The 21,312-nt window shown below is 73.1% G+C and carries 19 protein-coding genes; 4 read left to right on the top strand and 15 right to left on the bottom strand.

The annotated features are described in order from the left end of the window. Positions 1–433: 433 nt before the first annotated feature. Positions 434–1,708, bottom strand: a complete 1,275-nt coding sequence (tyrS, locus tag ACFVSN_RS26050; RefSeq protein WP_387956695.1) for a tyrosine--tRNA ligase — start codon at positions 1,706–1,708, stop codon at positions 434–436. A gap of 347 nt (positions 1,709–2,055) precedes the next feature. Between tyrS and ACFVSN_RS26045 the strand changes: the two genes are divergently transcribed. Continuing rightward, positions 2,056–2,571, top strand: a complete 516-nt coding sequence (locus tag ACFVSN_RS26045) for an HNH endonuclease (RefSeq protein WP_329926410.1) — start codon at positions 2,056–2,058, stop codon at positions 2,569–2,571. Between the two features lie 23 nt (positions 2,572–2,594). Here ACFVSN_RS26045 and ACFVSN_RS26040 read toward each other — a convergent pair whose 3' ends face one another. The 6 genes from ACFVSN_RS26040 to ACFVSN_RS26015 all read right to left on the bottom strand — a co-directional run bounded on the left by ACFVSN_RS26040 (position 2,595) and on the right by ACFVSN_RS26015 (position 8,496). After that, positions 2,595–4,610 (bottom strand): PQQ-binding-like beta-propeller repeat protein, encoded by a 2,016-nt coding sequence (locus tag ACFVSN_RS26040; RefSeq protein ID WP_387956687.1) that lies wholly within the window; start codon positions 4,608–4,610, stop codon positions 2,595–2,597. Positions 4,611–4,689: 79 nt separating this feature from the next. Then, entirely contained in the window at positions 4,690–4,995 is a 306-nt protein-coding gene (locus tag ACFVSN_RS26035) for a 4a-hydroxytetrahydrobiopterin dehydratase (protein ID WP_387956686.1), read from the bottom strand. Between the two features lie 103 nt (positions 4,996–5,098). Further along, positions 5,099–5,857: a sulfite exporter TauE/SafE family protein gene (locus tag ACFVSN_RS26030; RefSeq protein ID WP_387956684.1), complete on the bottom strand. Its 759-nt coding sequence runs from the start codon at positions 5,855–5,857 to the stop codon at positions 5,099–5,101. Positions 5,858–6,093: 236 nt separating this feature from the next. Further along, complete coding sequence (locus ACFVSN_RS26025) at positions 6,094–7,152, bottom strand: SPFH domain-containing protein (protein WP_380499359.1); 1,059 nt, start codon at positions 7,150–7,152, stop codon at positions 6,094–6,096. Positions 7,153–7,162: 10 nt separating this feature from the next. After that, positions 7,163–7,573, bottom strand: a complete 411-nt coding sequence (locus ACFVSN_RS26020; RefSeq protein WP_380446251.1) for an NfeD family protein — start codon at positions 7,571–7,573, stop codon at positions 7,163–7,165. A 131-nt stretch (positions 7,574–7,704) separates the two neighbouring features. Beyond that, a complete protein-coding gene (locus ACFVSN_RS26015) occupies positions 7,705–8,496 on the bottom strand; it encodes an ABC transporter ATP-binding protein (RefSeq protein WP_380499358.1) in 792 nt (263 codons plus the stop codon). A gap of 148 nt (positions 8,497–8,644) precedes the next feature. Between ACFVSN_RS26015 and ACFVSN_RS26010 the strand changes: the two genes are divergently transcribed. Continuing rightward, a complete protein-coding gene (locus tag ACFVSN_RS26010; RefSeq protein ID WP_387956683.1) occupies positions 8,645–9,448 on the top strand; it encodes a hypothetical protein in 804 nt (267 codons plus the stop codon). Between the two features lie 458 nt (positions 9,449–9,906). Here the strand turns inward: ACFVSN_RS26010 and ACFVSN_RS26005 are convergent, their stop codons facing one another. The 4 genes from ACFVSN_RS26005 to ACFVSN_RS25990 all read right to left on the bottom strand — a co-directional run bounded on the left by ACFVSN_RS26005 (position 9,907) and on the right by ACFVSN_RS25990 (position 15,713). After that, positions 9,907–10,743 carry a hypothetical protein gene (locus tag ACFVSN_RS26005; protein WP_387956682.1) on the bottom strand — a complete coding sequence of 279 codons (837 nt, stop codon included), beginning with the start codon at positions 10,741–10,743 and terminating at the stop codon, positions 9,907–9,909. Between the two features lie 199 nt (positions 10,744–10,942). Beyond that, positions 10,943–11,599 carry a response regulator gene (locus ACFVSN_RS26000; RefSeq protein ID WP_380446237.1) on the bottom strand — a complete coding sequence of 219 codons (657 nt, stop codon included), beginning with the start codon at positions 11,597–11,599 and terminating at the stop codon, positions 10,943–10,945. Then, the gene (locus ACFVSN_RS25995) at positions 11,592–12,689 is read right to left on the bottom strand and encodes a GAF domain-containing sensor histidine kinase (RefSeq protein ID WP_380446252.1); all 1,098 of its coding nucleotides are present in this window, start codon (positions 12,687–12,689) and stop codon (positions 11,592–11,594) included. Before ACFVSN_RS25995 ends, ACFVSN_RS26000 begins: the two co-directional genes overlap by 8 nt. A 429-nt stretch (positions 12,690–13,118) precedes the next feature. Then, positions 13,119–15,713 carry an FHA domain-containing protein gene (locus ACFVSN_RS25990; protein WP_387602105.1) on the bottom strand — a complete coding sequence of 865 codons (2,595 nt, stop codon included), beginning with the start codon at positions 15,711–15,713 and terminating at the stop codon, positions 13,119–13,121. A gap of 312 nt (positions 15,714–16,025) precedes the next feature. Between ACFVSN_RS25990 and serB the strand changes: the two genes are divergently transcribed. Continuing rightward, positions 16,026–17,282: a phosphoserine phosphatase SerB gene (gene serB / locus ACFVSN_RS25985; protein ID WP_380446239.1), complete on the top strand. Its 1,257-nt coding sequence runs from the start codon at positions 16,026–16,028 to the stop codon at positions 17,280–17,282. Positions 17,283–17,394: 112 nt separating this feature from the next. On the opposite strand, the gene ACFVSN_RS25980 is transcribed toward serB, so the two are convergent. From ACFVSN_RS25980 to ACFVSN_RS25970, 3 genes are all read right to left on the bottom strand, one after another. After that, the gene (locus ACFVSN_RS25980) at positions 17,395–17,922 is read right to left on the bottom strand and encodes a SixA phosphatase family protein (protein ID WP_380446240.1); all 528 of its coding nucleotides are present in this window, start codon (positions 17,920–17,922) and stop codon (positions 17,395–17,397) included. Positions 17,923–18,067: 145 nt separating this feature from the next. Then, entirely contained in the window at positions 18,068–18,190 is a 123-nt protein-coding gene (locus ACFVSN_RS25975) for an SGM_5486 family transporter-associated protein (protein WP_380446241.1), read from the bottom strand. A gap of 134 nt (positions 18,191–18,324) precedes the next feature. Next, the gene (locus ACFVSN_RS25970; protein WP_387956681.1) at positions 18,325–19,608 is read right to left on the bottom strand and encodes a CynX/NimT family MFS transporter; all 1,284 of its coding nucleotides are present in this window, start codon (positions 19,606–19,608) and stop codon (positions 18,325–18,327) included. Positions 19,609–19,739: 131 nt separating this feature from the next. On the opposite strand from ACFVSN_RS25970, the gene ACFVSN_RS25965 reads away from it, so the two are divergent. Then, positions 19,740–20,414: a FadR/GntR family transcriptional regulator gene (locus ACFVSN_RS25965; protein ID WP_380446243.1), complete on the top strand. Its 675-nt coding sequence runs from the start codon at positions 19,740–19,742 to the stop codon at positions 20,412–20,414. Positions 20,415–20,542: 128 nt separating this feature from the next. Here ACFVSN_RS25965 and fabI read toward each other — a convergent pair whose 3' ends face one another. Continuing rightward, a complete protein-coding gene (gene fabI / locus ACFVSN_RS25960) occupies positions 20,543–21,310 on the bottom strand; it encodes an enoyl-ACP reductase FabI (RefSeq protein WP_329926381.1) in 768 nt (255 codons plus the stop codon). Between the last annotated feature and the right edge of the window lie 2 nt (positions 21,311–21,312).

The following is a 21,312-nucleotide window of genomic DNA, read 5'->3' as shown; positions in this document are numbered from 1 at the left end:
GAGCCGCCTTCCAGCGGGCCCTCCGGGCGCTTCGTTCTTTCGTGTTTCCAGCTTATCAGATGTTTTCCGCTCCGTTTTCCGGAGTTTCATTCATCCGATTTCCCGAACTGGCCGGGATCGCTTTCCGCAACGACCTCCACATTAGCGCATTCCGGGTGTTACCCGAAATTCACGCTCACCCTGTCGGCACAGACGCCGAACGACCCAAGCTAATGGGCTTCGAGGTGAGAGTGGGGGTTACCAAGTGGTGTGGCCGCTTCAGCGACTCGTTCAACACTAGGCCACCTGGACGACATCGTCAAACGCCGAGGGCGGGATCCGGCTGGATCCCGCCCTCGCTCGTCGAAGCCGCTGCTCAGCGGCGTCGGGTTTCGGTCACGCCACTCGCGTCACATGGCCTGCGACGCACGGCCTGCGTCACGCAGTCACACGGTCACGCCGTCGCCGGCGCGGTCAGCTCGGCCGCCGCCAGGTTGCGCTTGCCCCGGCGCAGCACGAGCCAGCGGCCGTGCAGCAGGTCGGCCTCGGTCGGCACAGCCTCCTCGTCCGTCACCTTGACGTTGTTGAGGTAGGCGCCGCCCTCCTTGATCGTCCGACGGGCGGCCGAGCGGCTCGGCGCCAGGCCGACGGCGACCAACAGGTCGACCACCGGCTGGAGTTCGGCGACCTCGGCCTTGGGGACCTCGGCCAGCGCCGCCGCCAGGGTCGGGGCCTCCAGGTCGGCGAGGTCGCCCTGGCCGAACAGCGCCTTGGACGCGGCGACCGCGCGCTCGTACTGGTCGGCGCCGTGGACGAGGGTGGTGAGCTCCTCGGCCAGGGCGCGCTGGGCCAGGCGGGCGGCCGGGCGCTCGGTGGTCTCGCGCTCCAGCTCCTCGATCTCCGCCTTCGAGCGGAAGCTGAAGATCCGCAGGAAGTTGGAGACGTCCCGGTCGTCCGCGTTCAGCCAGAACTGGTAGAAGGCGTACGGGGTGGTCAGCTCGGGGTCGAGCCAGACCGTGCCGGACTCGGTCTTGCCGAACTTGGTGCCGTCGGCCTTGACGATCAGCGGCGTGGCCAGCGCGTGCACGGACTTGCTCTCGGCCTTGCGGATCAGGTCTGTGCCGGCGGTGAGGTTGCCCCACTGGTCGCTGCCGCCGGTCTGCAGGGTGCAGCCGTAACGGCGGTTCAGCTCCAGGTAGTCCATGCCCTGGAGGATCTGGTAGCTGAACTCGGTGTAGCTGATGCCCGCGTCGGAGTTGAGCCGCCGGGCGACGGCCTCCTTGGCGATCATGTTGTTGACGCGGAAGTACTTGCCGACGTCGCGCAGCAGGCTGATGGCGGACATCCCGGACGTCCAGTCCAGGTTGTTGACCATGCGCGCGGCGTACGGGCCGTCGAAGTCGAGGAAGCGCGAGATCTGGCCGCGCAGGCGGTCGACCCAGGCGGCCACCGTCTCGGGGTCGTTGAGGACGCGCTCGGCGGTGGGCTTCGGGTCGCCGATCAGGCCCGTGGCGCCGCCGACCAGGCCGAGCGGGAGGTTCCCCGCCTGCTGGATGCGGCGCATGGTGAGGATCTGCACGAGGTTGCCGAGGTGCAGGCTGGGGGCCGTCGGGTCGAAGCCGCAATAGAACGTGACCGGGCCGTCCGCGAACGCCTTGCGCAGTGCGTCCTCGTCGGTGGACAGGGCGATCAGCCCACGCCACCGCAGCTCGTCGACGATGTCCGTCACGGTCACGCTTCTCCTTCGATCGGGCGTCCGGCCCGGTACTGGCCCGGTTCGGTCGGGCCCCGGGTCGGTACGACTCCAGCCTGATGAAGCCTACGCGGTCCCGGCCGGCGAGTTTTCCCGAGGCTCCGTCCCCGCTCCTCCGGGACGCCGTCCGCCGCTCCCCCGACGCGTCGGCCGGGAGCCGGTCGCTCGACCCCCGCCCGGCTCCGGGTGCCCTTCGATACCGGAAATTCCGTTGTTCGTCGGCCGCGGGCCCATTCAGAGTGGTCCCACCGCCGTGCGGCGGCAGTGACGTGTGTGGAGACGGTCGTGCCGCCGTGGCACGCCCGTGGGAAGGGTGTGCCGAGGTGCGCAACACGCTGGTTCTGAACGCGAGCTACGAGCCCCTGACGACGGTGTCGCTCCAGCGCGCCGTGGTCCTGGTGCTCCAGGACAAGGCGGTGGTGGAGCAGGCGCATCCGCTGCGCACGGTCCGGGGGACCGGCGTCACCGTACCGGTGCCGCGGGTGATCAGACTCCAACGCTACGTACGGGTGCCGTTCCGACAACAGGCGCCGTGGTCGCGGCGGGGTGTCCTGGCCCGTGACCAGCACCTGTGCGCGTACTGCGGGCGGCGGGCCACCACGGTGGACCACCTGCAGCCGCGGTCGCGCGGTGGTGAGGACAGCTGGCTGAACACGGTGGCCGCGTGCGCCGAGGACAACCAGCGCAAGGCCGACCGGACACCGGAGCAGGCGGGGATGAAACTGCTGCGCCGCCCGTTCGTGCCGACCCCGCAGGCGACCTTGATGCTGGCGCTCGGCCTGCGCGACTCGGAGGCCAGGGAGCTCGCCGACTGGCTGCCGGTCGTACCCGCGGCCTAGCTTCGCCTGCGGGTGGCGGTCGGCTAGCCCTTCGCCTGGTAGCCGGCCGCCGTACCGAAGTTCGCCGAGTGCTCGGGCACCACGACGACCTTGCCGCCGCCGATCAGCACCCGGCCCGAGATCAGTAGCGAGCCGGTGCCGGGCGGGAAGTTGCCGCCGGTCGACTCGTGGCCGCCGGTCACCGCGAAGCGGGAGAGGTGGGCGGGCTGGTCGCGGCGCTCGTCGGCGGCGAGCACGAGGGAGCCGCCGTCGAGGGTGACCGCCCGCAGCACGCCCTTCTCGGCGGCCGGGGCCTTCCAGCTCTGCTTCCCGCTGTCGAGGTCGTAGCCGACCGCGACGACGGCGCCGTTGCCGTTCGCCGGGACCAGCGTGGTGACCATCGTCCGGTCCTGGAAGAAGACTCCGGGCGTGGGCGAGAACGTGCCGTGCGCGACGTCCAGGCGCCCGGCGTCGCCGCTGACCGGGATCTCGGCGGCCGGGTCGCCGCTCGCGCCCCACGCGAACACCCGGTCGTCGGCCGGCTTCTCGCCGGTGGTGAGGACGACGGCGGGCTCGGCGGAGAGCACCGTCACCGTCTTCGGGTTGTTGTTCAGGCCACGCCACCAACTGACCTTGCCGTCGGCCGTGTTGAGCGCGACGGCCTGGCCGGCCGGGGTCGAGTCGGCGCACGTGGAGGCGACCATCACGGTCTTGCCGGTGACCCCGCCGGAGAGCGTGCAGAACTTGCCCTGCCCGGTGTACTGCCAGACGTCCTTGCCGTCGGCCGCGTCCCAGGCGATCGCCCGGTCGTCGCCGACGGCCACGATCTTGTCCTCGGTGACGCCGACGTGCGCGGTGTAGGCGCCCTTGGCGTCCGAGAGGGTCTTCGTCCACGCGGTCTTGCCGGTCCTGGTGTCCACCGCCGCGAGCAGCGTGCACGGGCTGTTCGGATCCGCCTGCGCCCGGAACAGCACGGCGCCCACGCCGGACGGGTTCACACTCGGCGACAGCCCGCACGGGACGGCCCCGGCGGCCGGCGGCTCGACCGACCAGCCGGGCTTGCCCGCCGCCAGGTCGTACGCGCGCACGCCGGAGGCGTCGGCCCGGACCACCGCGTCGGCGAGCAGCCAGCTCCCGACCAGCGTGTCGTCCGCCCCGGGCTGCGCGGCCGCGGCCGGCTGCGCGGACCACGCCTTGGTGTGGGCGACGGCGAAGCCGGGCTCGCCGCCCCCGCCACCCGACGTGGAGGCGCTGCCGCTGCCCTCGATGCCGACCATCAGGCCGGCCGCTATCAGGACGCCCAGCGCGGCGACGCCGGCGCCCGTGCGGACGAGGAGGGCCTTGCGGCTGGGCACGTGCTCGCCGGTCAGCACCGCGTCGGCGGCGGCCCGGGCCCTGTCCGCGAGCGAGGAGCCGCCGCCTTTGGAGTCCTTGGCGTCCTTGGCGCCCTTGCCGCCCTTCCCCCCGCTGTCGCCACCCCGGCGCGAGGCCGACCGGGACGACACGACGGGCTCGGCGGTGGCCGGTGCCCCGGGCTCCCCCTGTCCAGCGGGATCCGGCGCCGGCTCAGGGGACTCGATGTGCACGTAGCCGTCGGCCGAGTACTCCGCGCCAGCCGGCACGTACAGGCTGTCCTCGGCGAGCTGCTGCGGGTCGGACGCGGCGTACTCTCCGTACTCGGAGTACTGCTGCTGCTCGTAGCCGGGGTACTGGTGATACGGCTGGTGGGGCTGGTGAGGCTGGTACGGGTCCTGGGCGTAGCCGCCCTGCCCGTACGCGGTCTGCCCCTCCTGGCCGTACCCGGCGCCCTGCCCGTACGCCGACGGACCGTCCTGGGTGTGCCCGTACTCGCCGTACCCGGCGCCCTGGCCGTAGTCGCCCGGCCCGTACTCGGTCTGCCCGTACTCGGCCTGCCCGTAACCGGTGGTCGTCTGCCAGTGCCCCTGCTGGACGTGCTGAGCCCGCCGGCCGTGCTGCTGCTCGGGGTAACCGCCCTGCCAGTCCTGCTGCTGGGGGTACCACGCCTGCTGCTGGGCGTCTCCGAAGGGCTCCTGCGCCATCCGTTCCGTCCCTCCCGAGCCGCCTGCACTGCGGCAGTCAGCATCTCACGCCCACCGGAGCGCCCCGCTCCGGCCTCCGTCAGGCGGCGGACTCGACGCTCAGGGCCGCGTCGATCCGGGCTGCGAGGGTGAAGTCCAGGCCGGTGAGCCCGCCCGCGCTGTGGGTGGAGAGGACGAAGCGCAGGGTGCGCCAGCGGATGTCGATGTCGGGGTGGTGGTCCAGCGCCTCGGCCTGTTCGGCGACGGCGTCGACGACGCGGATCGCCGCCGGGAAGTCCGGGGCGTCGGCGGTGCGGACGATGGCCTCGCCCTCCCGGGACCACCGCGGCACGTCGGTCAGGGCCGCCGCGATCTCGTCCTCGGTCAGCCGTGCTCTGCTGCTCATCGAAGCGCTCCAAGCCTGGTCGGATCCGCTGCCGGCGGATCGGCGTGCACTGCGACGAACATACGCCCGGGCCGGGGCCCCGGCCCGGTGCCGCGAGGCCGGGTCAGCCCAGCAGCAGCTTGGTGACGGCCGCCAGGCCGACCACCACGATGACCGCGCGCAGCGCCGTGGGCGGCAGGCGGCGGCCGACCTTGGCGCCGAGCAGGCCGCCCAGCAGCGAACCGATGGCGATGAGCCCGGCGGCCGTCCAGTCGACCGTCGAGGTGAAGAGGAAGAACAGCGCGGCCACACCGTTGACGATCATGGCGAGCGCGTTCTTCACGGCGTTGATGCGCTGGATGCCCTCCTGGAGGAGCATGCCCATGAGTGCCATCAGCAGGACGCCCTGCGCGGCACCGAAGTAGCCGCCGTAGATGCCGGTGAGGAAGACGCCGCCGATCAGGACGAGGCTGCCGTCCGGGTCCCCGCCGGGGCGACGGCGGGCGGCGACGGCCTTGGCCACCCGGGGCTGGATCACCACGAGGACGAGCGCCAGCAGGATGAGCACCGGGACGATCGCGTCGAACGCGCCGCCCGGCAGGGTGATCAGCAGCACGGCGCCGACCAGGCCGCCGAGCAGGGAGGCGGTGCCGAGGCGCAGCAGGCGGCGGCCCTGGTCGGCCAGTTCACGGCGGTAGCCGATCACGCCGCTGAGCGAACCGGGCACCAGGCCGAAGGAGTTGGACACGTTGGCGGTGACCGGCGGGATGCCGACGGCGAGCAGGACGGGGAAGGTGATCAGGGTGCCGGAGCCGACGATCACGTTGATCATCCCGGCACCGACGCCCGCCACCAGGACGGCTATCGCCTCCCAGAGCGTCACGGGTCACCTCTTCCTTTCGTCCGGGTCCGAAGGGATCATGCCGGACGGTCCGCCGAACCGACCAGCCCCGACCATGATGCGGAACACCCGCCGGACACGCCGAGGGCCCGCCCCGCACCTCGTCGGTGCGACGGCGGGCCCTCCCGCGTCACCGCCTCGCGGCGGCCACTGCCTCGGTCCCGGTTTCACGACGGCCACTGCCTCGGCCTGCGCCGCACGGCGTCAGCGCGGCCGGCTCACTCCGGGTCGATCTTGCGGTACTCGCGCGCCGGGTCCACCCGCGGCCGGGCCGCGCCCTTGTCGATGTCCACCGGCCGCGGGCCGGCCGCCGGGTCGATCGGCACCTGGGTGGCGGCCGGGGCCGCCGGCGCCGCGGCCGGGACGCTGGGGGCCGCGACCGCGCCGCCGTTCGCGCCGCCGTTGCCGGTCAGACCGGTGAAGGCGCCGCCGAGGCCCTTGAGCGCGTCGCCGACCTCGCTGGGGATGATCCAGAGCTTGTTGGAGTCGCCCTTGGCCAGCTCGGGCAGCGTCTGCAGGTACTGGTAGGCGAGCAGCTTCTGGTCGGCGTCGCCGTCGTGGATCGCCTCGAAGACCGTCCGGATGGCGGCCGCCTCACCGTCGGCGCGCAGCACCGCGGCCTGCGCCTCACCCTCGGCCCGGAGGACGTCCGCCTGCTTCTCACCCTCGGCCTTGAGGATCTGCGCCTGGCGCTGGCCCTCGGCGGTGAGGATCGCGGCGCGCTTGTCACGGTCGGCGCGCATCTGCTTCTCCATCGAGTCCTGGATGGAGGTCGGCGGCTCGATCGCCTTCAGCTCGACGCGGTTGACCCGGATGCCCCACTTGCCGGTCGCCTCGTCCAGGACGCCGCGCAGGCCGGCGTTGATGACCTCGCGGGAGGTCAGGGTGGACTCCAGGTCCATGGAGCCGATGATGTTGCGCAGCGTGGTGACGGTGAGCTGCTCGATCGCCTGGATGTAGCTCGCGACCTCGTACGTCGCCGCCCGGGGGTCGGTGACCTGGTAGTAGATCACCGTGTCGATGTTGACGACCAGGTTGTCCTGGGTGATCACCGGCTGCGGCGGGAACGGCACGACCTGCTCGCGCAGGTCGATGCGGTTGCGGACCCGGTCGATGAACGGGACGACGATGTTCAGGCCTGCGTTGAGGGTCCGGGTGTAGCGGCCGAAGCGCTCCACGATCGCGGCGCTGGCCTGCGGGATGACCTGGATCGTCTTGATCAGCGCGATGAAGGCCACCACGACCAGGACGACCAAAACGATAAGGACGGGTTCCACGGACTCTCCCCTAGACGACCAGGGCGGTCGCGCCCTGGATTTCGACGACGTCGACCTGCTGCCCCGGCTGGTAGACCGAGTCCGGGTGGAGCGCGCGGGCCGACCAGATCTCGCCGTTCAGCTTGATCCGTCCGCCCTCCCCGTCGACGGTTTCCGCGACGACCGCGGTGGCGCCCTGGAGCGCCTCGATGCCCATCTTGATGTTCGGGCCCCTCCTGAGCTCCCGGTAGGCGATCGGGCGGACGACCACCAGCAGGGCGACCGAGGACACCACGAAGGTCAGGGTCTGCCAGACCACCCCCGCGCCCAGTCCGGCCACACCGGCCGCGGCCAGCGCGCCGACCGCGAACATGGCGAACTCCGGCATCGCGGTGAGCACCAGCGGTATGCCGAGCCCGACGGCGGCCAGGAGCCACCACATCCAGCTGTCCACGGATCCATCCTAGGGACGAAGGGCCTTCGTGGCGGACAGTTCCCGCAGGTCCAGGGGCGGAAACCGGTCGCGCGTGCGACCGGTTCCCGTGGCGGGCCGGACGGTCGTCGGACGGGGGCTCAGCCCAGCGGCAGGCCCTGGGCCGACCAGCGGTCGCCGTGGCGCTCCAGGGTCAGCGGCAGGCCGAAGCACTTCGACAGGTTGCGGGCGGTCAGCTCGGTGTCGATCGGACCGGCGGTGAGCACCTTGCCCTGACGGATCATCAGGACGTGGGTGAAGCCGGGGGCGATCTCCTCGACGTGGTGAGTCACCATCGCCATCGCCGGCGCGAACTCGTCCTGGGCCAGCGCGCCGAGGCGGCGGATGAGGTCCTCGCGCCCGCCGAGGTCCAGGCCGGCGGCCGGCTCGTCGAGCAGCAGCAGTTCGGGGTCGGTCATCAGCGCGCGGGCGATGAGGGTGCGCTTGCGCTCGCCCTCCGACAGCGTGCCGAACTTGCGGTCGGTGAGGCTGGACATGCCGAGGCGGTCCAGCAGCGCGAGCGCGCGGGACTCGTCCGACTGTTCGTAGCTCTCCTGCCAGCTGACCGTCATGCCGTAGGCGGCGGTGAGCACGGTCTGCAGCACCGTCTGCTCGGCGGGGAGCTTGTCGAACATCGCGGCACCGGCCAGGCCGATCCGGGAGCGCAGCTCGAAGACGTCGATCTCGCCGAGCTTCTCGCCGAGCACCGAGACCTTGCCCGCGGTCGGGAACAGGTACGAGGAGGCGATCTGCAGCAGCGTCGTCTTGCCGGCGCCGTTCGGGCCCAGGATGACCCAGCGCTCACCCTCGGAGATGGACCACGAGACCTGGTCGACCAGCGCGCGCCCCTCCCGGACCACGGATACGTCCACCAGCTCCAGCACGTCGCTCATGCCTACGCCTTCCCCAATACAAGATTTTCGGCCGTCGGTGCGGGCGGCGAGCCTACTCCGGCAGCCGGTGGGCACGGGGTCGGTGCGCCGCACGCGCATGGGCAAACCTACGCCACGCGGATGACCGCCGATTCCGTAGGCTGGCCGGATGCTCGCGACTCCTGCCGACAATCCGTACGAAGAGCCCCGTTCGGGGCGGCTGACCGCCTGGGGCAACGCCCTGCTCGCCGGGCTCGTCCCGCCGGACAACGCCGCCGCGGCCGTCCTCGGCGACGACGAGGTCCACCGGGTGACCGGCCTGCCCGGCGACGAGCCGGGCGAGCAGCACGGGCTCACGTGGGCGCTCGGCCGGCTGCGGGTGCTCGGCGTGCAGGGCCTGCGGCTGGCGCTCCCCTCGGCCGGGCACCCGCTCGGACTGACCGGCCCGGCGGCGTTCAACGAGCGGGCCATGGGCGCGGGCGAGGCCGTCCTGGCGGTCGGTGCACCGCTCGGGCTGGTGCCCGAGGTCGAGGTCTTCGGCCCGGCCGGGGACCGCTCGGCGACGGTGCTGTGGCGCTGCTCGACGGTCAACGACGGCCCGCCGGCCGATGTGCCGTCCCTGTACGAGGCCGAGCGCGAGCTCGCCGACGGGCTGCGCGAGGCGACCCGCCTGCTCACCCGCCTCGACGTGGCCGGCGCCGGACCGGAGGCCCTGCAGGCCCTGGACGCCTACCGCCGCCGCGGGCACGCCGAGCTGCTCGCGCCCGGCTACCCGGCCCGCGCCGTGCGCGTGCTGGAGTCCGCCCGCCAGGTGTCCGCGCTCCTGACGATCGCCGCCGGGAGCCACGGTGCGGCGGTCAGCGCCTCGGAGATGGCCGCCCGCCAGTCCGTCCTCGACCCGCTGCGCCGCACCGCCCGCCGCGCCCAGGTGGCCGCCTACAACGCCCTCGTGGACGAGCGCCAGGACAGCTGAGCCCCACTGAGCCCCTCTGGGCCTCACGGCACCGCACCCGCGCGGGAGGTCGGGCGGACCGACTTCCCGCGCGCGGGACGGGCCGGGGTAACGAAGACATGGCCGGAAAGCAGCCATGCGCGGGCCCCGCGCCCGCACCACCCGACCGCGAGCCCTGCGCCAACGCCGCCCGCCTGCCACCGTGCAGAGAGGCCGCTGGAGGCCCGGCCACCGCACAGCACCGAGCTCGCACCCACCGCCCGACCAGCCCGACCGCCGCCGGCACTCGCCGGAACACCCGCGGCCGAGCCCACTGCCCCAGCGCCCGGCCACCGCGCAGCGCCCAACACCGGACCCGCGCCCACCGCCCGGCTTACGCCGCCACCGCGCAGCACCCAGCACCCCGCGCCCGCGACCGAGCCGACCGCCCAACCCGCCGGACCGCCGCGCAGCACTCGCCGGAGCACCCGCCTGCCGCCCTACCGCCAGGGATCGGCCGCCACCAGTGCCATCACCTCCGCCCGGTCGTACCGCCCGTCCCGGGCCCGGGTCAGCCCGCCCTTCGCCACGGCGGCCTCCAACCGCGCGGCCGACCAGCCCAGCTGCTCGGCCGCCTCCGCCGCCGACAGGCTCTCCGCCATCCGCTGTCGCAGCAGCGCGGCGGCGGCCTCCGCCTCGGTCTCGGCGCGGCGCAGCCGCTCGGTGACCGCCTCCTCGACGGCGGCCTCCGGCACCGCCGCCAACGCCTCGCGGCTGTAGGTGGGGTGGCCGCGGAACTCGCCGGAGGCGCGGAGCGCCCCGGCCTCGGCGAGCCGGCGGATGTCGTCCGCCGTCACCGGGAGGCCGGTGGTGTGGCCCAGGGCGACGGCGGCCTTGCCGGCGCCCACCCGGGGGACGGCGCCCAGCGCGGCCGTGAGCTCGGCGGCGCCGGCCCGCAGCTCGGCCTCCGCCGCGGCCGACCAGGCCCGGCCGTCGACGTCCGGTTCGGGGATCAGCCCGCGCTCCCGCGCCTGGTCGAACTGCCAGCGCACCAGCCCGAGCCGTCGGCGCAGGACCTCGGGACCGTAGGCATCGCGCTCGCGGGCCGTCTCCTGCGCCAGCTTCGCGGCCCGCTCCGCGACGTCCGCCGCCAGCGCGGCGGCGATGTCGGCGCGGCGTTCGAGCAGGGGCTCCACGGCCGCCGGGGACCACCGCCGGTCCTCGACGTCCGGCGGCGGCACCAGGCCGAGGTGCTTGGCCCGCTCGAACAGGCGGTGCGTCAGCTCCAGTTCGTTGGCAAGCACGACGGGCCCGTACTCGCTGCGCGGCGCGTTCATCAGGTCCTCCCCCGGGTTCGATGTCGGCGCTCAGCCTGGCACACCGCCCTGACGCCCCATCACGTCATTTCCGCCCTCCCCCTGCCGAACGGCATACGCCAGAACCGTTCCTCGCGTCCCTCGCCCCGGATTACCTCCCACCCGGCACAGCGCGACGGCACCCCTCGCACGCCCCGGCCGCACGCCCCAGCGGGACGCCCTACGCCTCCCGGCCCTCCCCGTGCCGGACGGCCCAGAGCGCGGCCTGGGTGCGGTCGGCGAGGTCCAGCTTCATCAGGATGTTCGACACGTGCGTCTTCACGGTCTTCTCCGACAGGTGCAGGCTGCGCGCGATCTCCCGGTTGGAGCGCCCGTCCGCGATGTGCCCCAGCACCTCCCGCTCGCGCTCGGTGAGCGTCCCGCCCCGGCCCTGCGGGGCGCGCGGGCCGTCGTCGGAGAGGAGCGCCTCGGCGAGCTCGGGCTGGAGCAGGACGTGGCCGGCGTGGACCGAGCGGATGGCCCCGGCGAGCGCCTCCGGGTCGACGTCCTTGTACACGTACCCGGCGGCGCCGGCCCGCAGCGCGGGGACCATCGTGCGGTGCTCGGTGAAGCTGGTGACGATCAGGATCCGGGCCCGGCTGCCCTCGCCCTTGAGCGTGCGCAGCGCCTCGATCCCGTCGACGCCGGGCATCTTGAGGTCCATCAGGACGACGTCCGGGTCGAGCTCGCGGGCCCGCTCGACGCCCTCGGCGCCGTCGGCGGCCTCGCCGACCACCTCGATGTCGTCCTGCACCTCCAGGAAGGTGCGCAGGCCGCGCCGCACGACCTGGTGGTCGTCGACGAGCAGGACGCGGATCGGTGGCGTGCTGTCAGGCACCGGGGACCTCCATCTCGACGAGCGTGCCCCGACCGGGGGCGGATTCCAGGGTGAGCCGGCCGCCGACGGCGGCGGCGCGGTCGCGCATCGACGCCAGCCCGAGGTGCTTGCCGGCCCGGCGGACGGACTCCGGGTCGAACCCCTGACCGTCGTCCCGCACCTGGAGGACGGCCCCGCGCTCGGGCGTGCCGAGCAGGGTGACGGTGACGCGCCGCGCGCCGGAGTGGCGCAGCGCGTTGTGCAGCGCCTCCTGGGCGACCCGCAGCAGTGCGGCCTCCTGGGCCGGCGGCATGGCGCGGACGCCGTCGGCGACGAAGGCGACGTCGGCGGTGTGGGCGCGGTCGAGCACCTGGACCTGGGAGGCGAGGGTGGCGCTCAGCCCGTCCTCCTCCAGGGCGGCGGGGCGCAGTTCGACGACGACGGCGCGGAGTTCGTCGGCGGCCTCGGCGGCGAGCCGGGCGACCTCGGCGAGTTCGGCGCGGGCCCGGACCGGGTCGCGGTCGACGAGCTTGGCGGCCGCCTTGGCGGTGAGCCGCAGCGAGAAGAGCTTCTGCGAGACGGCGTCGTGCAGGTCGTGGGCGATGCGGGCGCGCTCGCCGGCCAGGGTGAGTTCCCGGCTGCGCTCGTAGAGGCGGGCGTTGGAGAGGGCGAGGGCGGCGTGGGCGGCGAGTATCCGCAGCAGTTCCTCGTCGTGGTCGGTGAAGAGGCCGCCGCCGCGCTTGTTGGCGAGGAAGATGACGCCCGTGACCTGCGGTTCGTCCTCGGCGGCGTCGGTGTCGAGGACGGGCATGCCGAGGAAGGCGTCCATCTCGGGGTGCGCGGCGGGCCAGCCGCCGAACGCGGGGGCCTGACGGACGTCGGCGAGCCGGGTGGGCCCGGTCTCGTGGAGCATCTTGGCGAGCACGCCGTGCTGCCGGGGCAGCGGGCCGATGGCGCGCCACTGCTCGTCGGTGATGCCGTCGACGACGAACTGGGCGAAGCCGCCGTGGTCGTCGGGGACGCCGAGGGCCGCGTACTCGGCACCGAGGAGTTCCCGGGCGGAGGCGGTGATGCGGCGCAGCACCTCGCGGACCTCCAGGTGCCGGCTCATCGCGAGCAGCGCCCGGCTCACCGCCTCGATGCCGGCCAGGCAGGGGTCGCAGGCCGGCAGCCGGTCGTCGTGGGAGTGACCGACCGGTATCCGGCCGTCGAGCGGCGGACCGTCGGTGAGCGGACCGTCGGTGAGCGGACCGGCCGCCGGGCGGTGGTCACTGGGCGCGCTGGACATACCGCCAACCTACCGCCGCGCCCCCGGCCCCCGCGTCCGTCCGCAGCCGCCTAGGTCGCAGGTCCGGGGACCTAGGCCGATGGGCCCGGAGCGCGAAGACCGGAGCGCGAAGACCGGAGCGCAAAGACCGCAACGCGAGGACCCGCCACTCGAAGACCGGAGCGCAAAAAACCGCAACGCGAGGACCGGAACGCGAGGAGGGGCGGCCCTCCCGGTCGGGAGAGCCGCCCCTCGGGCGGACAGGCGCGGGCCTCAGCCCTTCTGCATGACCTCGGGCTCGTGCCGGCGCTGGAGGCGCGTCACGATGATGCCGATGACGACCGAGATGGCGACCAGCACGCCGGCGTCGATCGACCACTGCGCGACGGAGTGCGTCCACAGCGGGTCGTAGTTCGGGTTCTGGAAGTCCTTGTTCCAGGGGCCCATGAGGTGCGACAGGTCGAGCGTGGTGGCCACGATGCCGGTGCCCCAGCGGGCCGGCATCAGCCAGGCGACCTGCTCCAGGCCGGGCTTGCCGAAGATCTGGAAGAGGCAGCCGGTGAAGACGACCTGGATGATGGCGAACATGACCAGCAGCGGCATGGTCTTCTCGGCGGTCTTGACCAGCGCGGAGATCATCAGGCCGAACATCATCGCGGCGAAGCTCAGCAGGATCATGCCGATCGTCATCTCGACGAGCGGGGTGTTCGCGACGATCAGACCGTGCGCGGGCAGCTTGCGCGGCAGGAAGCCGACGGCGGAGATGATCGCGCCCTGGATCACGCTGAAGATGCCCAGCACGATGATCTTGGACATCATGTACGCCGAGCGGGACAGGCCGGTGGCCCGTTCCCGTTCGTAGATCGCCCGTTCCTTGATCAGTTCGCGGACCGAGTTGGCCGCGCCGGAGAAGCAGGCGCCGATCGCGAGGATCAGCAGGATCGTCGCGGCCCCGTTGTTAAGGTGGAGCTGCGACTTGGGGTTCGGAGCGAGCCCCGGTTCGTTGGGGATCAGCACGCTGACCGCGCCGATGACCGCGGGCAGCAGCACCGACAGCGCGAGGAAGCCGCGGTCCGAGGCCAGCACCGACATGTAGCGGCGCATCAGGGTCCACAGCTGCGAGCCCCAGCTCTGCGGCTTGGGCGGCTTGATGGCCTCCTGGGCGACCTGGACGTGCTGGACCTCGCCCGCCTCGACGGTCGGGGCGGAGTACTGCTGGTAGTGCACCGAACCGCGGTAACGGCCGGCCCAGTCGTGGTCCGGGTAGTTCTCGAAGGCCTGGAAGACGTCCGCCCAGGTCTCGTAGCCGAAGAAGTGCAGCGCCTCGTCCGGCGGGCCGAAGTAGGCCACCGAACCGCCCGGCGCCATCACCAGCAGGCGGTCGCAGAGCGCCAGTTCGGCCACCGAGTGGGTGACGACGAGGATCGTGCGGCCGTCGTCGGCCAGGCCGCGCAGCATCTGCATGACCTCGCGGTCCATGCCCGGGTCGAGGCCCGAGGTGGGCTCGTCCAGGAAGATCAGCGACGGCTTGGTGAGCAGCTCCAGGGCGACCGAGACGCGCTTCTGCTGGCCGCCGGAGAGCGCGGTGATCTTGTTGTCGGCGCGCTTGTCCAGGCGCAGCTCGTAGAGCACCTCGTCGATCCGGGCGTCGCGCTCGCGGGCCTCGGTGTCGCCGGGGAAGCGCAGCTGGGCCGCGTACTTGAGGCCCTTGCGGACGGTCAGCTCGCGGTGCAGGATCTCCGACTGCGGCACCAGGCCGATGCGGGAGCGGAGTTCGGCGAACTGCTTGTAGAGGTTGCGGCCGTCGTACAGCACCTCGCCACGGTCGGCCGGGCGGTAGCCGGTGAGGGCGCGCAGCAGGGTCGACTTGCCGGAGCCGGACGGGCCGATGACGGCGACCAGGGACTTCTCCGGGACGCCGAAGCTGACGTCGTTGAGCAGGATCTTCTTCGCGCCCTTGTGCTCGACCTCGACGGTCAGGTGGCGGGCGGAGAAGGAGACCGCGCCGTCGTCGACGAACTCCTGCAGCTGGTCGCCGACCAGCACGAAGCTGGAGTGGCCGACGGTCAGCCGGTCCTGCGGGCCCATCAGCTGGCGCTGCACCTGCTGGCCGTTGAGGAAGATGCCGTTGTGGCTGCCGAGGTCGACGATCTCGTAGCGGCCGTCGGGCAGTTGGCGCAGCTCGGCGTGGTGGCGGGAGACCTGGAGGTCGGAGACCACGATGTCGTTGTCGAGCGCGCGGCCGATCCGGACGGTGCGCATCGCGGACGTCAGGTTGCGGATCATCGTCGGCTGCGGGCCGCCGCCACCACCGCCGTGCGGCGGCTGGGGCTGGGGCGTGAAGCCCTGCTGCTGGGCGGGGAAGCCCTGCTGCTGCGGGAACGGCGGCTGCGCGGCCTGCTGCTGCGGCAAGCCGCCCTGCTGCTGCGCGGCCCACGGCTCGGGCTGCTGCTGGTACGGGTCCTGGGCCTGCTGCCCCCACGCCTGCTGCTGCGCGGCCTGCTGCGGCGCCGGCGCGTTGCTGCGGCTGGTGGCGGCCTCGTGCCAGGCGGGCGCCTGCGGGGCGGCGGACTGGACGGGTGCCGAGAAGGAGAGGCGCGGGCCGTTCTCCGGGTTGCCGAGGTTGACGACGGCGCCCGGGAACAGCTGGGCCTGCTGGGTCCGGGCACCGGCGACGTACGTGCCGTTGGTGCTGCCGTGGTCGTCCAGCTGCCAGCCGGTCCCGTTGAAGGACATGGTCCCGTGGTGCCAGGAGACCCGCGCGTCGTCGAACGGGAAGTCCGACTGCGGGTTGCGCCCGATGGTGTAGGACCGCCCCGGCTCCAGAGTCCGCTGCTGTCCGTTGATCTCAATGACGAGTTGCGGCACTGCTCGCCTGCCCCGCTCTCTCGGTCCCCCGATTGTGTCCCCCGGCCGGGGGTGCGTACTTCCTGTAACTGACGGGGGAATCATTCCAGCCGACGGACCGTTGACGAAAGTCGCCCCTGGGGACTGTGACCAGGCGGCAACGATTCGCGGACGGCGCGGTGTCCCGGGCTTCGCCGCACCCCCACGCCACCTCCCCGTCACCTGCACGTCGGCCGGTTCCCGCACACGCGCTCCGGGCACCCCCGACCCGTGCGTCCGGGGGGTGGACGGGTGCCCTGCGGGCCCTTCCCGCCCGGTAGCGTGGGACCCACCATGAACGCATCGCCCTTGGCCGCTGAGCCTTCCCCCGCCTCGCAGCCCCGGACCGAGGACGAGCGCACCCTGCTCGTCAAGGTGTTCGGCAAGGACCGCCCCGGCATCACGGCCGGCCTCTTCGCCACCCTGGCCGGCTTCGGCGTCGACGTGATCGACATCGAACAGGTCGTCACGCGTGGCCGGATCACGCTGTGCGCCCTGGTCACCCCGCCCACCGCGCCCGGCGCCGAGGGCGGCCTGCGGGCCACCGTGCACCGCTGGTCGGAGGAGCAGAAGCTCCAGGCCGAGATCATCTCCGGCATCGGCGACAACCGGCCGCGCCGCGAGGGCCGCTCGCACGTGACGGTGCTGGGCCACCCGCTGACCGCCGCCGCGGTCTCGGCGCTCACCTCCCGGATCACCGCGGCGGGCGGCAACATCGACCGCGTCTTCCGCCTCGCCAAGTACCCGGTGACGGCGGTCGAGCTGGCCGTGTCCGGTGTCGCCACCGACGAGCTGCGCGGCGAGCTGGCCCAGGAGGCGGCGGCCCAGCGGGTCGACGTCGCCGTGGTCGCGGCCGGCCTGGAGCGCCGCGCCAAGCGCCTGGTGGTGATGGACGTCGACTCGACGCTCATCCAGGACGAGGTGATCGAGCTCTTCGCGGCGCACGCGGGCTGCGAGGAGGAGGTCGCCGAGGTGACGGCGGCGGCGATGCGCGGCGAGCTGGACTTCGCCGAGTCGCTGCGCGCCCGGGTGGCGCTGCTGGCCGGGCTGGACGCCTCGGTGACGGAGAAGGTGCGCGCGGAGGTCCGGTTCACGCCGGGGGCGCGCACCCTGATCCGCACGCTGCAGCGCCTGGGCTTCCAGGTGGCGATCGTGTCCGGCGGGTTCACGCAGGTCACCGACCACCTGGTGGAGCAGCTGGGGCTGGACTTCGCGGCGGCCAACACCCTGGAGGTGGCGGACGGGAAGTTCACCGGCCGGGTGGTCGGCGAGATCGTGGACCGCGCGGGCAAGGCCCGCTGGCTGGCCCGGTTCGCCGAGCAGGCCAAGGTGCCGCTGGAGCAGACGGTCGCGATCGGCGACGGCGCCAACGACCTCGACATGCTGAACGCGGCCGGCCTCGGGGTGGCGTTCAACGCCAAGCCGGTGGTGCGCGAGGCCGCCGACACCGCGGTGAACGTGCCGTTCCTGGACACCGTGCTGTACCTGCTCGGCATCACCCGCGAGGAGGTCGAGGCGGCCGACACCGTCGACGGCGGCCCGGCCGAGTAGTCCGCCGAAGGCCCGCACGGGCGGCCGGAGACGAAGGTGAGGGGCGCGCGGACCGAGTCCGCGCGCCCCTCACGTCGCTCCCGTCGCTCCCGTCGAAGGAGACGTCCGGGCGTCAGTCCTGCGGCGTGTGGTAGGAGACCAGCTCGGCCACGCCCGGCTCGACGTCCTTCCAGGAGCCGCCGAAGCTGAGCACCGCGATCGCCGCCGTGGGGAAGCCGCCGAGCCGCAGCCGGTCCAGCGCGTCCGGGTCGCCCGCGTCGCCGGCCAGCACCTGGGTCAGACCCAGCACGCCCGGGTTGTGCCCGACCAGCACCACGTCCGCGTACTCCTCCGGGGTCTCGTGGAGGACGGCGATGATCTCGCCCGGGCTGGCCTCGTAGATCCGCTCCTCGTACACGGTCCTGCGGGTCCGCTTGGGCAGCTCGTGCGCCGCCAGCTTCCACGTCTCGCGGGTGCGCAGGGCGGTGGAGCAGAGCACGAAGTCGGGGTTGATCCCGGAGTCGGCCAGCCAGCGGCCGGCGTCCGGGGCCTGGTTGCGGCCCCGGTCGGCCAGCGGCCGCTCGTGGTCGTCGACGCCGTTGGGCCAGTCGGCCTTGGCGTGGCGGAGAACGATGATCCTGCGGGGCGTGTCGGCGCTCATACCCAGCAAGCTTGGCAGAAAAGCCGTCCGGGGGCGCGACGCTCCCGGTTGCCGCCACTCCCAGGGGTGGCGGGTGCCATCATGCGCCGTTCACCGGGAGTTCTCCCGCCGGACGGCCGGGGCCCGGGCCGGGTCGCGGAGCCGGTCAGCCCATGCCGGCGGCGATCGTGGCGATGATCGCCACGAGCACCACGATGCCGGCAAACGCCAGGGCGATGCGGCCGAGCTGCTTGCGGCCGTCGGTCGGGTTCGGTTCGAGAACGGGCATGTCCGGAATTCTCCCACCCCGGACGCGCCCGCCGACCCCCGCCCCCTCGCCCTTGGCCGGCCCTTGACCTTCCCCGGCCCGGCCCCGCCGCACAGAGCCGACCGGGCGACGAACCGGGGAAGGTGGACGAACCTCTAGACCTTGGCCGGCACCTTCGGCGCCAGGGCCTCGTCCTCGATGTGCCGGGCCATCGCGGCCCGCAGGCCGAACAGCATCTGCGGCACCAGCAGCAGCGCGAGGAAGCCGAGCGGCCAGTACCACTGGCCCGTCACCTGGTAGATCCGGCCGATCAGGATCGGGCCCGGGATGGAGATCAGGTAGCCGACGCCCTGGGCGAAGGCGGACAGCTGGGCGACGCCGCCCGCGGTCCGGGCGCGCAGCCCGATCATCGTCAGCACCAGCGGGAACGCGCAGTTGGACAGGCCCACCAGGACGGCCCACACCCACGGCAACGCGGCCGGGGCGAGCGCGAGCCCGGCGTACCCGGCGATGCCGCAGGAGGCCAGCACGACGACGAACAGCCGCTGGTCGCCGCGCCGGGCGGCCAGGTTGGGCAGGACGAAGGAGACCGGCACGCCGATCACCATCGTCACCGCGAGCAGTACGCCCGAGGTGCCCTTGTCGACGCCGGCGTCCTGGAAGATCTTCGGCAGCCAGCCCATGACCACGTAGGCGCCGGTGGCCTGGAGGCCGAAGAAGCAGGCCATCGCCCAGGCCGTCCGGCTGCGGGTGATCGGCAGCTTGTCGGCGGCGGGCCCGCCCGCCTTCCCGCCGCGCTCGCGCTTGGCCACGGCGACGACGGTCCAGAGCACCAGCGCCACGGCGCCGAGGACGGCCCAGACGCCGAGGCCGTAGCGCCAGTCGCCGCCCAGGGCGCTGGTCAGCGGCACGGTGACGGCGGCGGCCAGGGAGGTGCCGGCCGACAGCGACATGGAGTACAGGCCGATCATCGGACCGACCTTGGCCGGGAAGTAGCGCTTGATCACCACCGGGATCAGCACGTTGGAGACCGCGACACCGGCCAGCGCGAGCGCGGTGAGCAGCAGGAAGACCGCGGTGCCGCCGGCGAAGGAGCGGGCCAGCACGCCCGCGGTGATCGCGCCCATGCCGGCGGTGATCACCGCGATCGGGCCGATCCGGCGGGCCATCGTGGGCGCGGCGAAGCCGAACAGGCCGAAGCACAGCGACGGCACGGCGGTGAGCAGTCCGGCGACCGTGGCGTTCATCCCGAGGCCGGAGCGGACCTGGTCGAGCAGTGGCCCGAGGCTGGTGACGACGGGACGGAGGTTGAAGGCGGCGGCGGCGATCGCGACGGCGAACAGTCCGACGACGAGGGGGCTGGGGGTGGCGGTGGGCCGCTCGGTCTGCGGCCGCACCTCGGTTCGGGGGGTGGTGGTGGTGTCTGCTGCGGGAGGCATGGGCACCATCATAGAATGATGGGATGAATTGACGCACCACGGAATTGGCATGATGTGCCGACCGTTCATCCACCGGCCCGCCGGAGTCCACCGGGCCCCGTCCACCGCCCCGAAGCCGCTAGGAGTCCCCCGTGGCGCTGTCCTCGCCGAGGCGCACCCCGCTGTCCGACCAGGTGATCGCGCAGCTGCGCGCCCAGATCACCTCCGGCGAGTGGCCCGTCGGCTCGCGCATCCCGACCGAGGCCGCCCTGGTCGAACAGCTCGGCGTCGCGCGCAACACCGTCCGCGAGGCCGTCCGCGCCCTCGCCCACAACGGGCTGCTCGACATCCGCCAGGGCTCGGGCACCTACGTCCTCGCCACCAGCGAGCTCGCCGGCGTCATGCACCGCCGCTTCGCCGACGCCGACCAGGCGCAGGTCGCCGAGCTGCGCGCGGCCCTGGAGACCTCCGCCGCGGGCCTGGCGGCCGTCCGCCGCACCCCGCGCGACCTCGGCCTCCTGGACGCCGCGCTGGCCCGCCGCGAGGCCGCCTGGCACTCCGGCGACGCCGAGGACTTCGTCCAGGCCGACGCCGCCTTCCACCAGGCCGTGGTCGCCGCCGCCCACAACGACGTGCTGGCCGCCGTCTACGCCGACCTCGGCGAGGTGACCCGCGCCCACCTGCGGCACGACGTCGGCCCCGAGCTGATCGCCGAGCGCTACATCGGCCACGACACGATCCTCGACGCGATCCGGGCCGGCGACGCCCAGCGCGCCTCCGTCGAGGCCGGCCGGGCGATCGGGGCCTGCGGCACCGCCGACGCCTGATCCGCCCGCCACGGGGAAGCCCGGAGAACGCCGGGAAGCCCGGAGAACGCCGGGAAGGCCGGAGAACGCCGCTGCCCGGCACCCCCACGGAGGGGGTGCCGGGCAGCGGCGTCGGTGGAGCGGGCGCCTCAGGCGCCGATGGCGTGCAGACCGCCGTCGACGTGGACGATCTCGCCGGTGGTCTTCGGGAACCAGTCCGACAGCAGCGCGACGACGCCGCGGCCGGCCGGCTCCGGGTCGCTCAGGTCCCACTTCAGCGGGGAGCGCTGGTTCCAGGTGTCGGCCAGCTCGCCGAAGCCCGGGATGGACTTGGCGGCCATCGAGCCGATCGGGCCCGCCGAGATCAGGTTGCAGCGGATGTCCCGCGCGCCCAGGTAACGGGCCAGGTAGCGGTTGGTCGACTCCAGGGCGGCCTTGGCCGGGCCCATCCAGTCGTACTGCGGCCACGCGTACTGCGCGTCGAAGGTCAGGCCGACGACCGAGCCGCCGTCCTGCATCAGCGGCAGCAGCGCCATGGTGAGCGACTTCAGCGAGTACGCGGAGACGTGCATCGCGGTGGCCACGGACTCCCACGGGGTGTCCAGGAAGTTGCCGCCCAGGGCGTCCTGCGGGGCGAAGCCGATCGAGTGGACGATGCCGTCCAGGGTCGGCAGGGTCTCGCGGACCTGGTCGGCGATGCCGGCCAGCTGCTCCGGGCTGGAGACGTCCAGCTCCAGGACCTTGACCGGCTTCGGCAGCTTCTTGGCGATGCGCTCGGTCAGGCTCGGGCGGGGGAAGGCGGTGAGGATGATCTCCGCGCCCTGCTCCTGGGCGAGCTTCGCGGTGTGGAAGGCGATGGAGGACTCCATCAGCACCCCGGTGATGAGGATCCGCTTGCCCTCGAGGATTCCACTCATGA

The organism is Kitasatospora sp. NPDC057904 (assembly GCF_042887925.1).
GTDB lineage: Bacteria > Actinomycetota > Actinomycetes > Streptomycetales > Streptomycetaceae > Kitasatospora.
This window is presented reverse-complemented; position numbering and strand designations above follow the sequence as displayed.